General features: G+C 71.8%; 10 protein-coding genes and 1 pseudogene. 6 read left to right on the plus strand and 5 right to left on the minus strand.

The features are described from left to right. Positions 1 to 59 precede the first annotated feature (59 nt). The 3 genes and pseudogenes from IO24_RS0132175 to IO24_RS0132185 all read right to left on the minus strand — a co-directional run. On the minus strand, positions 60 to 2,387 hold the full coding sequence (locus IO24_RS0132175) for a helix-hairpin-helix domain-containing protein (RefSeq protein WP_031141863.1): 2,328 nt from the start codon (positions 2,385 to 2,387) through the stop codon (positions 60 to 62). After that, positions 2,384 to 3,370, minus strand: a complete 987-nt coding sequence (locus tag IO24_RS0132180) for an aldo/keto reductase (protein WP_031141866.1) — start codon at positions 3,368 to 3,370, stop codon at positions 2,384 to 2,386. The genes IO24_RS0132175 and IO24_RS0132180 overlap by 4 nt, the downstream gene beginning before the upstream one ends. A gap of 60 nt (positions 3,371 to 3,430) precedes the next feature. Then, positions 3,431 to 4,531, minus strand: a pseudogene (locus tag IO24_RS0132185) (pectate lyase family protein); the annotation flags it as partial. Between the two features lie 210 nt (positions 4,532 to 4,741). Between IO24_RS0132185 and IO24_RS0132190 the strand changes: the two are divergent. Together IO24_RS0132190 and IO24_RS0132195 are read left to right on the plus strand one after the other, a co-directional pair. Beyond that, a complete protein-coding gene (locus IO24_RS0132190) occupies positions 4,742 to 5,797 on the plus strand; it encodes an LLM class F420-dependent oxidoreductase (protein ID WP_031141870.1) in 1,056 nt (351 codons plus the stop codon). Positions 5,798 to 6,143: 346 nt separating this feature from the next. Beyond that, a complete protein-coding gene (locus IO24_RS0132195; RefSeq protein ID WP_031141872.1) occupies positions 6,144 to 6,932 on the plus strand; it encodes a hypothetical protein in 789 nt (262 codons plus the stop codon). Positions 6,933 to 6,942: 10 nt separating this feature from the next. Here the strand turns inward: IO24_RS0132195 and IO24_RS0132200 are convergent, their stop codons facing one another. Beyond that, positions 6,943 to 7,938 carry a magnesium and cobalt transport protein CorA gene (locus tag IO24_RS0132200; RefSeq protein WP_031141874.1) on the minus strand — a complete coding sequence of 332 codons (996 nt, stop codon included), beginning with the start codon at positions 7,936 to 7,938 and terminating at the stop codon, positions 6,943 to 6,945. A 61-nt stretch (positions 7,939 to 7,999) separates the two neighbouring features. On the opposite strand from IO24_RS0132200, the gene IO24_RS0132205 reads away from it, so the two are divergent. The 4 genes from IO24_RS0132205 to mshC all read left to right on the plus strand — a co-directional run bounded on the left by IO24_RS0132205 (position 8,000) and on the right by mshC (position 11,470). After that, positions 8,000 to 8,686, plus strand: a complete 687-nt coding sequence (locus tag IO24_RS0132205) for a histidine phosphatase family protein (RefSeq protein ID WP_031141876.1) — start codon at positions 8,000 to 8,002, stop codon at positions 8,684 to 8,686. A gap of 78 nt (positions 8,687 to 8,764) precedes the next feature. Next, on the plus strand, positions 8,765 to 9,352 hold the full coding sequence (locus tag IO24_RS0132210; RefSeq protein WP_031141878.1) for a DUF3090 domain-containing protein: 588 nt from the start codon (positions 8,765 to 8,767) through the stop codon (positions 9,350 to 9,352). After that, positions 9,316 to 10,146 carry an SCO1664 family protein gene (locus tag IO24_RS0132215; protein ID WP_045296816.1) on the plus strand — a complete coding sequence of 277 codons (831 nt, stop codon included), beginning with the start codon at positions 9,316 to 9,318 and terminating at the stop codon, positions 10,144 to 10,146. Before IO24_RS0132210 ends, IO24_RS0132215 begins: the two co-directional genes overlap by 37 nt. Before the next feature lie 94 nt (positions 10,147 to 10,240). Further along, complete coding sequence (gene mshC, locus IO24_RS0132220) at positions 10,241 to 11,470, plus strand: cysteine--1-D-myo-inosityl 2-amino-2-deoxy-alpha-D-glucopyranoside ligase (protein WP_031141883.1); 1,230 nt, start codon at positions 10,241 to 10,243, stop codon at positions 11,468 to 11,470. A gap of 64 nt (positions 11,471 to 11,534) precedes the next feature. Here the strand turns inward: mshC and IO24_RS0132225 are convergent, their stop codons facing one another. Beyond that, positions 11,535 to 12,518 (minus strand): PAC2 family protein, encoded by a 984-nt coding sequence (locus IO24_RS0132225; RefSeq protein WP_031141885.1) that lies wholly within the window; start codon positions 12,516 to 12,518, stop codon positions 11,535 to 11,537. Positions 12,519 to 12,592 lie beyond the last annotated feature (74 nt).

Consider the following 12,592-nt stretch of genomic DNA (forward strand, 5'->3'; position numbering starts at 1 on the left):
GCACGCCGGCGACCACGGGGGTGGTGGTCAAGGGCCAGGGCCCTTGACCACCACCCCCGTCACGCGCCGCTGACCTGCGGCGCGAGCAGCACCGGAAGCCGGGTCGTCCGCGGCTTCGCGGGAATCTCGGCCACGGCCCGGGCAAGCGCCTGCTCCACCCCGTGCACCACGGACAGATGCCGGTCGGCCCGCCCGAACGCCGTGTACACCCATGGCCGGCTGAGCGCCTGGGCCGCATCGCCCGGCAGCACCACGACCACCGCTGGCCACCGGCTCCCCACGGCCTGGTGCGCGGTCAGCGCCCACCCGTGCCGCACGGACTGCTCCACCCGCTCCCTCGGCACGACGACGGTCTCGCCCTCGCACGACAGGTGCAGCCCCTCGCCGTCCGCCGTCACTACACGGCCCTGCAGCGCACGCCCCGGCACGGGGGAGTGGACGATCCGGTCACCGGGGTCGAAGCCGCCGAAGCGGCCCGGGCCGGGATTGAGCCGTTCCTTCAGCGCCGCGTTGAGCGCACGCGTGCCGACGGCCCCGCCGTGCCCGGGGGTGATCACCTGGGTCTCCTCGGCCGGTACGCCGATCGCCCGCGGCACCGAGTCCACGACGAGCTGCACCGTCCGGTGCACGGCCTCGCCCGCGTCCCGCACGGGCACGATCACGACCTCCTTGCCGGGGGCCTCGACCTGGTTCAGCTCGCCGATGCCGATCCCGGAGACCAGCTCGCCCAGCGGCCCCGGATCCGGCCGTCGCGAGGCCACCTGGGGGCAGATCCGCGCCGCGAGCAGATCCGCGAACACCCGCCCCGGCCCCACGGACCACAGCACCGCCGGATCCCCCGCCAGCACCAGCCGTGCCCCGTCGGGCAGCGACTCCGTCAGCAGAGCCGCCGCCTCGACATCCAGCTGGGGCGCGTCGAGCACGACGAGCAGATCGAGATCGAGGGCCCCGTCCGCGTCCCGGCCGGGCCCTTCGAGGCCGGCGAGCAGTCCGGAGACAGTGGCGACGGGGTACTCGGCGGGAGTCTCGTCAGCTCGCTCGGAGACGTCCGCCGCCTGGCCGGACCGCCGCAGCAGGGCCGCGAAACGGTTGCGGCCGATCGGGCCGTGCGTGGCCGCCCAGGCCCGCAGCCCGAGGGACCGCGCGGCGTTCAGCAGGGCCGCGGGCTCGGCCAGGGACGCCTCCCCGCCGGTGTGCAGCACCAGGCCCTGGCCGGCGACCGCGCGGATCAGCTCCGCCGTCGAACCCTGGGCCGCGGCGGCGGCCCGCTCCCAGTCCTCGGCCGAACCGTCCTGCTTGGGCACCGAATTGACCAGCCGGGCCAGGCCGTCGGCCAGGCTCTCCTCCGCCAGCGCGTACCGCTCCAGCCCGACCAGGACACGCACCGGCCGCTCCTCGTCCTCCTCCGCGCCTTCCTCGTCGCTCCGGGCCGGGGCACCGGCCTTCACCTCCAGGGCGTCCTGGAAGACCAGTGCCTCACCCTCCGCGATCGCGTCCCGCACGGCGCTGTCGGGCTCCGGCACGCCCCGCTGGGCCAGGGCCGCGAGGAGGGCCGGCATCTCCAGGGCGGTGTGCCCGGCCAGGGCCGCCTGCTCCAGGAGCCAGCCGGTGAGGGCCCGGCCCCGCCGCTCGTCGTCCGGGCCGCACTCGGCGCCGAGCAGGGCCCGGGCGAAACCGTCGGCCTGCTCGGGGCGCACGCCGGGGATCCGCAGCAACTGCCAGGGGTCGGCGCGCAGCTGTTCGTCCGCGCCCTCGCCCAGTACGGCGGTGATCTGCGGCGCGAGCGCCTCCGGGGCGCCGCCCTCCGCGAGCACCTGCCGCACGGCTTGGACCGCCTCCGGCGCGGGTGCCGCCGGGGACGCGACAGGCTCGGGTGCCATGGGCCGCGGCCGCCGTTCCGGCTCGGGGGCGGAGCGCCGGGCGGCGGGCCGGGGCTCTTCGAACACCGTGGCCACCGGCTTCTCGCCGCTCTCGACGGCCCGTACGGCCGCGAGCAGATCGGCGGCCTTGCCGCTCAGCTTGGTGCCGCTCTCGATCGGCGCCTTCTTCTCGGCCTTGCGCTGCTCGATGCGCTCCCGCTCGGCCTGCTGAGCCCGCAGCTCGGCCTCGGCCTCGGACACCTGCCCGGCGCCGGCTTCAGCGCTCTCGGCGTCGGAGGTCTGCCCGGCGCCGGCTTCGGCGCTCTGGGCGCCGGGCGCCTGCTCGGTGACCGCTTCAGTGCTCTCGGCGTCGGAGGTCTGCCCGGCGCCGGCGTCACCGCCCTCGGCGGCGGGCTCCTGCCCGGTGTCGGCCTCACCAGTCCCGGCCCGGTCGGCCGGCCCCGGTGTGCTGTCGGCGCCCGGCGTCCCCGGCTCGGCGTCCTCCGTGGTCTCGGGCTCCGTGCTCACAGCGTGCTCCAGTCGTGATCGGGATAGCGGTGCACGGGCGCCGACACATCGTCGAGCGCCCGGCAGATCTCGTCAGGAAGACTAAGGGTCTCCACTGACAATGCCGCCGTGAGCTGCTGCGCGTTGCGCGCGCCGACGATCGGGGCGGCCACGCCGGGCCGGTCGCGGACCCACGCAAGGGCCACCTGGAGCGGCGTCACCGCCAGCCCGTCGGCCGCGGTCGCCACGGCGTCCACGATGCGGCTCGCCGTCTCGTCGAGGTACGGCGCGACGAACGGCGCGAGGTGCTCCGACGCTCCGCGCGAGTCCGGCGGCATCGTGTCGCCCCGGTACTTGCCCGTCAGCACCCCGCGCCCGAGCGGCGAGGACGGCAGCAGGCCTATGCCCAGATCGAGCGCGGCCGGCAGCACCTCCCGCTCGACACCGCGCTGGAGCAGGGAGTACTCCAGCTGCGTACCGGCCAGGCGGGTGCGGGTCCCGGGAGCCGCCAGCTGCCAGGTCGCGGACCTGGCCAGCTGCCAGCCGCAGAAGTTGGAGACGGCGGCATAGCGGGCACGCCCGCTGGAGACTGCCAGGTCGAGAGCCTGGAGCGTCTCCTCCAGCGGGGTGTCCGGGTCGAACGCGTGCACATGCCACAGGTCGACGTAGTCGGTGCCGAGCCGGGAGAGCGAACCGTCCAGCGCGGAGAGCAGATGGCCGCGGGAGCAGTCGAAGCGGCGGTCGGGGTCCGGCACGCTGCCGGCCTTGGTCGAGATGATCAGGTCACGACGGGGCACCAGCCCGTCCATGAGCTTGCCGAGCAGGTACTCGGCCTCACCGTCGCCGTACACGTCCGCGGTGTCGACGAGGGTCCCGCCTGCTTCCCAGAACGTCTTCATCAGGTCCGCGGCGTCGTGCTCGTCGGTGTCCCGCCCCCAGGTCAGGGTGCCGAGCCCGATCCGGGACACACGAAGGCCGGTGTGGCCGAGATGCCTCTGCTCCATGAACGCCGAGATTACTGGCCAGAACCTACGGTGTGGGTGGCTGCGGACCACCGATTGCTAGCACTTGCCGTCCGACACCTGAAGGCCCTTGCCGGCGCCCGCCGTTCGGTTCACGATGGCCGGCACGCACCCGGCGGCGTCCGGGGTGAACGAGTAGGGGAGGGTGACGGTGGTGTTCGACTTCGGGTCGGGGCCGGCCGGGTGGTTCTCGCTGCCCGGGCGGGACCAGGTCACGTTGTCGAAGACGTTGCCGCCGACCTGCCAGTAGCCCGCCTCGTCGGTGTAGAAGGTGCCGAGGACGTCCTTGGAGCCCTCGAAGTAGTTGTTGTCCACCTTGGCGCGGGCGCCGGCCCGGGAGTTGATGCCGGACTCGTTGAGGCGCACGTAATGGTTGTTGTATATGTGCGCGATGCCGCCGCGCAGCAGCGGGGCGCGGGAGTCGATGTTCTCGTACCGGTTGTGGTGGTACGTGATGTAGCCGTTCGACCGGTCGCTCTCGCTGTTCCCGACCAGGCCGCCCCGGCCGGAGTTGCGCAGGACGCTGTAGGACAGAGTCACGTACTGGGTGTTGTCCTTGAGGTCGAACAGGCCGTCGAAGCCCTCCGACTCGCCGCCCGAGGCCTCCAGGGTGGTGTGGTCGATCCAGACGTTGCGGACGTTGCGCTCGATACCGATGGCGTCCCCGCCGTTGGACGTCGGGGAGCCCGACTTCTTGACGTTCCGGACGGTCACGTTCTGGATGATGATGTTCTTCGATTCGCGGATGTGGATGCCCAGTTGGTCGAAGACGGCGCCACCGCCGACTCCGACGAGGGTCACGTTGCTGACCTTCTTGAGCTCGATCACGCCGTCGGCGGTGTCGCAGCTGCTGCCGGAGACCTTCTTGGTGTTGGCGTGGTTGATGGTTCCGGTGACCTCGATGATGATCGGGGTGCTGGTGCTCGCCCGGCCGCACAGGGCCTGGTGTATCGCCGTTCCCGTCGTCGCCCGGACGGTGCTGCCTCCGGCGCCGCCGGTGGTTCCGCCGTTCTGCGCCGCGTAGCCGGTGGCGCTGCCGGTCGCCGCCGATGCCTCGGGCATCGACACGAGCGTGCCGGTCGCGGCGGCGAGGGCCATCGTGGCCAGTGCCGCGTGGAGCCTTAGGGGGAGTGCTCGCTTCATCCTTGCCTCTCCGTTCGTCTGCGGAAGGTGGGTGATGGAAAGCGCTTTCCAGCGAACGTACGAACTTGCCGTGCACGCGTCAATGGTCGCGTCCTTGATTCTTGTTCACGAATCTGAAGAGTGGATCGAGGTGTGGCCGTGTACCCCGCCCCCGTGCCCGCGCTAAGGTGCCCGCACAAGGCACGTTACTGATCAGTAAGGGGATGCGGCATGCAGCTCGGTATCAACCTCGGCTACTGGGGTGCCGGAATGGACGCGGACAACCTGGCCGTCGCCCAGGAGGCCGACCGGCTCGGATACGCCGTCTGCTGGGCCGCCGAGGCCTACGGCTCCGACGCCGCCACCGTACTGAGCTGGGTCGCCGCCCAGACCGAGCGCATCGACGTCGGCTCCGCCATCTTCCAGATCCCGGCCCGCCAGCCCGCGATGACGGCTATGACGGCCGCCACCCTCGACTCCCTCTCCGGCGGCCGCTTCCGTCTCGGTCTCGGCGTCTCCGGCCCGCAGGTCTCCGAGGGCTGGTACGGCGTCAAGTTCGACAAGCCGCTCGCCCGCACCCGTGAGTACGTCGAGATCGTCCGCAAGGCCATGACCCGCGAGCGTCTGTCCTACGAGGGGCAGCACTGGACGCTGCCCCTGCCCGGCGGCCCGGGCAAGCCGCTCAAGCTGACCGTGCACCCGCAGCGCGAGCACATCCCGCTGTACATCGCCGCGATCGGGCCGAAGAACCTCGAGCAGACCGGCGAGATCGCCGACGGTGCCCTGCTGATCTTCCCGTCCGCCGAGCACCTCGAGGACACGACGATCAAGTACCTGCGCGCCGGGCGCGAGAAGGCCGGCAAGAACCTCGACGGGTTCGACGTCTGCCCGACCCTGCCGCTCGCCGTCGGCGACGACAAGGACGTGGCCACGCTCGCCGACACCTTCCGCCCCTACACCGCGCTGTACGTCGGCGGCATGGGCAGCCCCAAGCAGAACTTCTACAACCAGCTCGCCCAGCGCATGGGCTACGAGCGGGAAGCCGCCGAGATCCAGAGCAAGTACCTCTCCGGCGACAAGCAGGGCGCCGCGGCCGCCGTGCCGCACGACCTGATCGACAAGACGGCCCTGCTCGGTTCCGTGGACCGGATCGCGGACCGGATGAAGGCCTACGCCGCGGCCGGAGTCACCACCCTGTCCCTCGCGCCGGCGGGCTTCACGCTCGACGAGCGGCTCACGTCCCTGAGGGCCGGCACGGAGGCCCTGGAACGCGCCGGGCTCGCCTAGCAGCTTCCCGCGAAGTCCGCCGGCCCACGACGCCCCGCACTTCGCCGAGCTCTGCGAGGAGGGGCCCGTGGCGGTTCATCGGACAGGCCCGAGAGGTTTCAGCGGCCGTGGTGGGGGCTCGGGGGTCTTCCCCGCCACGGCCGTCACGCGGAACAACGCGCCGGGGTCCCCGGTGGTTACGGCGGAGCGTCCGGGCCGGGCCCGGCACACGCGCCCCCGTGTCCTCCATTCGGCGGAGTTGTCGCGCACACCTGTTGCAGCGCCCTCCACCCCGCACTTGACTCGTTCTTCGCGGAGACCTGCGGAATGCTGCAGTACGCCCACGCGCGCGGGAGAGGTGCCCACGATGCTTTCGGCCAAGAGTCTGTTCCAGGAGATCCTCGACAACGACGAGTCCTTCGCCCTGTTCTGCTCCATCGCCGCGAGCGGTGAGTCCCAAGGCGGCTGGGAGAACGCCCGTATCGCCGCGCTCGTGCCCGAGGCCGAGCGTGAACTCGCCCCCAAGATCAGCCGGCACGGCGCCGACGAGGACAAGCACGGCCGGATCTTCAACGCCCTGATGAAGAAGCGCGGTCTCGACCCCGTCCCGGTCCCGCCGGAGACCGACTACACCATGCTCCTGGAGAAGAACGGCATCGGCCTCGCTCACGAGCAGCTGAGGCGCGACGAGCGGCTCACGGTCCAGGACATCGTCACCTACCTCTCGCACAGCAGAGTCACCGAGCAGCGCGCCTCCGAGCAGATGGACCTGCTCCGCAAGCACTTCGCCGACCACCCCGGCATCGGCCGCGCGGTCAGGCAGATCTCCAACGACGAGGACAACCACCTCGCCTACTGCCACGAGGAACTGCTGCGCTTCGCCTACGCGGGCCACGGCCGGGACATCCAGCGCACCCTGCGCGAGAGCGCGCTCGCCGAGATCCGGATCTACCGGGACGTCAGCCTCGCCGTCATGGCGCACATGGGCCGCATCCTCGGCTGGTCCAAGGCCAGGTCGGCGGTCCTCGCGGCGGGCATCCACGCGGTGTACGCCTACGAGCGCATGGGCGGCTGGCGCCGGATGGTGTCGCTGACGGCGCCCGAGCGCCGCAACGCCCTCGGCGGTCCCGCGACCCCGGAACCCGAGTTCGCCTGAGCCGGCCCGGCTACAACCACCCGCGGTGCTTGAACAGCCGGAAGACCATCACCTCCAGGACGGCCATCAGGGCGATCAGCGCCGGGTAGGACCAGACCCAGCGCAGCTCGGGCATGTGGTCGAAGTTCATGCCGTAGACCCCCGCGAGCATCGTGGGGATCGCGGCCATGGCCGCCCACGCGGAGATCTTCCGCATGTCGTCGTTCTGCCGGACGCTCATCTGCGCCAGATGCGCCGAGAGGATGTCCGACACCAGCCGGTCCAGGTTCTCCACGGACTCGTTCACGCGCGTGAGGTGGTCGCTGACGTCGCGGAAGAACGGCTGGGCCCGGTCGTCCACGAACGGCACCGCCACACCGTGCAGTGCCGTGCCCCCCAGCCGGCTCATCGGCAGGGCCAGCGGCCCGGTCGCCCGGCGGAACTCCAGGACCTGCCGCTTGAAGTCGTAGATCCGGGACGCCGTGTTCCGTGAGCCCCCGCCGTCCGGCGAGAACACCTCCGCCTCGAGACCCTCCAGGTCGGCCTGCAACTCGGCCGCCACGTCCAGATAGTGGTCGACGGTGGCGTCGGCGACCGCGTACAGCACGGCCGTGGGGCCTTTGCCGAGCAGCTCGGGCTCCTGCTCCAGCCGGTGGCGCACGGCCTTGAGGGCGGCGCCCTCGCCGTGCCGGACGGTCACCACGAAGGAGTCACCCAGGAAGATCATGATCTCGCCGGAGGAGACGGTGTCGCTCTGCGGCTCGTACGCCACCGGCTTGAGCACCACGAAGAGCGAGTCGTCGTACACCTCCAGCTTGGGCCGCTGGTGGGCCTTGAGGGCGTCCTCGACGGCCAGCGGGTGCAGCCCGAACTCCCGGGTCACATGATCGAATTCGCTCTCCGTCGGCTCGTGCAGCCCGATCCACACGAACCCGCCCGCCGTGCGGGCCTCACCCAGGGCGTCGGAGAGGTCCTCGGGCCCCTCCGTCCGTTGTCCGTCGCGGTAGATGGCACAGTCGACGATCACGAAGCGAGTCTCCCGTCACTCGAACGACACCACACGCGCGCGTGCGCCTACGCTGGAGCGCATGCCCACGCTGATCCTGGTCAGGCACGGACGCTCCACCGCCAATACGGAGGGACTGCTCGCCGGCTGGACGCCCGGTGTCGCCCTCGACGAGCGCGGCGCCGCGCAGGCCGCCGCCCTCCCCGGGCGGCTGGCCGCACTGCCCCTCGCCGAAATCGTCACGAGCCCGCTCCAGCGCTGCCGGGAAACGATCCGGCCGCTGCTCGAGGCCAGGCCGGAACTGAGCCCGCACACCGACGAGCGCATCGGCGAGTGCCACTACGGCGACTGGTCCGGCCGCAAGCTCGCCGAGCTGAAGGACGAGCCCCTGATGGAGGTGGTGCAGACGCACCCCTCCGCGGCGGCGTTCCCCGACGGGGAGTCCATGCGGGCCATGCAGACCCGCGCCGCCGAGGCCGTACGCGAGTGGAACGCGCGCGTGGAGCGCGACCATGGAGCCGACGCCGTCTACCTCATGTGCTCGCACGGCGACGTCATCAAGTCGCTCGTCGCGGACGCACTCGGACTTCACTTGGACCTCTTCCAGCGGATTTCCGTCGAACCGTGTTCCATCACCGCGATCCGCTACACACGACTGAGGCCTTTTCTCGTCCGGCTCGGCGACACCGGCGACTTCACGACCCTCGTGCCGCGCGAGGAACCGCCGGGCGGCGAGGCCGAAGTCGGGGGTGGTGCGGGCGCACCGTGATCGTTCGCCGCAGTAGGGTGAAGCGGTCGCAGCAGTGCCGTGGTCACACGGTTCCCACGATTCCAATGGAGACAGGACGTGTCCCGTCAGGTGTTCCTCTACGACCATCCGGAGCGTTTCGTAGCCGGTACGGTCGGACTGCCCGGGCGCCGTTCGTTCTTCCTCCAGGCCTCCGCCGGCTCCCGGGTGACCAGCGTGGGCCTGGAGAAGACCCAGGTCGCCGCGCTCGCCGAACGCATGGACGAACTGCTCGACGAGGTCGTACGCCGTACCGGCGGCAGCGCCCACGTCCCCGCCGTCGCACCGTCGGACACCGACACCGCCCCGCTGGACACCCCCATCGAGGAGGAGTTCCGGGTCGGCACCATGGCGCTCGCCTGGGACAGCGACGAGCAGCTCATGATCGTCGAGGCGCAGGCGCTCGTGGAGCTCGACGCGGAATCCGAGGAGGACCTCGCCGAGGCCGAGGAGCGGCTGCTCCAGGACGAGGAGAACGGGCCCCCGATGCTGCGGGTCCGGCTCACCGGCGCGCAGGCCAGGGCCTTCGCCAAGCGCGCACTCGACGTCGTCAACGCCGGGCGGCCGCCGTGCCCGCTGTGCAGCCTCCCGCTCGACCCGGAAGGACACGTATGTCCGCGCCAGAACGGATACCGCCGCGGAGCGTGACACCTCCTCCGAACACCGCCGAGCTGCTCGCCCGGGGCGACCTGACCGTGCGCGGACGCATCCGTGAGGCCTCCAACGCGGCCCTGTACTGCACGGTGTCCTACGACGGCGAGGAAGCGGCCTGCATCTACAAGCCGGTCGCGGGGGAGCGGCCCCTGTGGGACTTCCCCGACGGGACGCTGGCCCAGCGCGAGGTCGCCGCGTACGAGGTCTCCGAGGCGACCGGCTGGGGCCTCGTGCCGCCCACCGTGCTGCGCGACGGCCCCTACGGCGAGGGCATGTGCCAGCTGTGGGTCGAGGTGGTGCCCGAGGCGGAGCTGCTCGCCCTGGTCGACGGCGAGGAACCCGAGCCGGGCTGGAAGGCGATCGGCTTCGCCGAGGTGGGCGAGGGACGCACCGCGCTGCTCGTGCACGCCGACGACGAACGGCTGCGGCGGCTCGCGGTCCTCGACGCGGTGATCAACAACGCCGACCGCAAGGGCGGGCACCTGCTCCCCACCGGGGACGGGCGGTTGTTCGGCATCGACCACGGGGTGACCTTCAACGCCGAGAACAAGCTGCGGACCCTGCTGTGGGGATGGGCGGGGGAACCCCTCACCCAGGAGGCCGCCGACGTCCTCGAAGGCCTCAGGAAGGACCTGGCAGAGGGCGGGACGCTCACCGCGCGGCTCGAACCGCTGATCACCGGAGCGGAGATCGACGCCACCCGCGCGCGAGTCGGCGCGCTGCTCGCCTCGGGGACCCACCCCGAGCCCAGCGGGGAGTGGCCGGCGATTCCCTGGCCGCCCGTATAGCAGCACAGTCGCCGGATCGCCGCAAGAGCGCCTTCTCGGCCGAGTGACCCGCTCCCATTCGTATATGGAACTTCAGTCCGGTTAGGCTCAGGGCATGCATGCCTGGCCCGCTTCCGAGGTCCCCGCCCTGCCTGGTCAGGGCCGCGACCTGAGGATCCACGACACCGCGACCGGCGGTCTCGTCACCCTCGACCCCGGTCCCGTCGCCCGTATCTACGTCTGTGGCATCACCCCGTACGACGCCACGCACCTGGGACACGCGGCGACCTACAACGCGTTCGACCTCGTGCAGCGCGTGTGGCTCGACACCAAGCGGCAGGTTCACTACGTCCAGAACGTCACCGACGTCGACGACCCGCTCCTGGAGCGGGCACAGCGCGACGGCCTCGACTGGGCCGCGCTCGCCGAGAAGGAGACGGCCCTCTTCCGCGAGGACATGACGGCCCTGCGGATGCTGCCGCCGCGGCAGTACATAGGCGCCGTCGAGGCCATACCCGGGATCGTCCCGCTCGTCGAGCGGCTCCGGGACGCCGGCGCGGCCTACGAACTGGACGGGGACGTCTACTTCTCCGTCGAGTCCGACCCGCACTTCGGCAAGGTCTCGAACCTGGACGCCGCGGCGATGCGGATGCTGTCCGCCGAGCGCGGCGGCGACCCGGACCGTCCCGGCAAGAAGAATCCCCTCGACCCCATGCTGTGGATGGCGGCCCGCGAGGGCGAGCCCAGCTGGGACGGCGGCTCGCTCGGGCGCGGACGGCCCGGCTGGCACATCGAGTGCGTGGCCATCGCCCTCGACCACCTCGGCATGGGCTTCGACATCCAGGGCGGCGGCTCCGACCTGGCCTTCCCGCACCACGAGATGGGCGCCTCGCACGCCCAGGCCCTCACCGGCGAGTTCCCCATGGCCAAGGCGTACGTGCACGCCGGCATGGTCGCCCTGGACGGCGAGAAGATGTCCAAGTCCAAGGGCAACCTGGTCTTCGTCTCCAGGCTGCGGCACGACGGCGTCGACCCGGTCGCCATCCGGCTCGCGCTGCTCGCCCACCACTACCGCGCCGACTGGGAGTGGACCGACCAGGTCCTCCAGGACGCCGTGGCACGGCTCGGCCGCTGGCGGGCCGCCGTGTCCCGGCCCGACGGGCCGCCGGCGGAGGCGCTCGTGGAGGAGATCCGCGAGGCCCTCGCGAACGACCTGGACGCCCCGGCCGCGCTCACCGCGGTCGACCGCTGGGCCGCGCTCCAGGAGCGGAGCGGCGGCACGGACATCGGCGCGCCCGGGGTGGTCTCCCGGGCGGTGGACGCGCTGCTGGGCGTAGCGCTGTAGCCGGGAAGCAGACTGAGGGGCGTCTCCCGGCCGGGAGACGCCCCTCAGGCGTCCGTGGAGTGTCTCAGTCCTCCGACGACTCGTCGTCGTCCGTGCCCGGCTTCGGCGGCTTCGGCGGGCGCGTGCGGCCGCTGGGGTTGTCCCGCAGGTACGACGTGCTGTCGCTGCCGTCCGCCGTGGCGTGACCGCCGGCCGCGGGCGGTCCGCCGCCGTCGTGGCGCCGCAGATAGCGCTCGAACTCCCGGGCGATCGCCTCGCCGGACGCCTCCGGCAGCTCGGCGGTGTCCCGGGCCTCCTCCAGTGACTGGACGTACTCGGCGACCTCGCTGTCCTCGGCGGCCAGCTGGTCCACGCCGACCTGCCAGGCGCGCGCGTCCTCGGGCAGCTCGCCCAGCGGGATGCGCACGTCGATCAGGTCCTCCAGGCGGTTCAGCAGGGCCAGCGTGGCCTTCGGGTTCGGCGGCTGCGACACGTAGTGCGGCACCGCCGCCCACAGCGAGACGGCCGGGACGCCCGCGTGCGTGCACGCCTCCTGGAGGACGCCGACGATGCCCGTGGGGCCCTCGTACTTGGTCTCCTCCAGGTCCATGCGGCGGGCCAGGTCCGGGTCGGACGTCGTACCGCTGATGGGAACCGGACGGGTGTGCGGGGTGTCGCCGAGCAGGGCGCCCAGGACGACCACCAGTTCCACGCCCAGCTCGTGCGCGAAGCCGAGCAGTTCGTTGCAGAACGACCGCCACCGCATGGACGGTTCGATGCCCCGGACGAGGACGAGATCGCGCGGCTTCTCACCGCCGACCCGGACCACCGACAGTCTGGTCGTGGGCCAGGTGATCTTGCGGACGCCCGCTTCCATGAACACCGTGGGGCGGTTGACCTGGAAGTCGTAGTAGTCCTCGGCGTCCAGCGCCGCGAACACCTCGCCCTTCCATTCCCTGTCGAGATGCGCGACCGCGGTGGAGGCGGCGTCGCCGGCGTCGTTCCAGCCCTCGAACGCGGCCACCATGACCGGGTCGATCAGCTCGGGAACCCCCTCGAGCTCGATCACCCAGCGCCTCCTTCCGACGTGCCCTCGCTTGACCACCCAACCTTACGGCGTGCCGCGGGGGCGCCCGCAGCCCC

The sequence above is a fragment of the Streptomyces flavovariabilis genome (genome assembly GCF_000725785.1).
Classification (GTDB): Bacteria; Actinomycetota; Actinomycetes; order Streptomycetales; family Streptomycetaceae; genus Streptomyces; species Streptomyces hawaiiensis.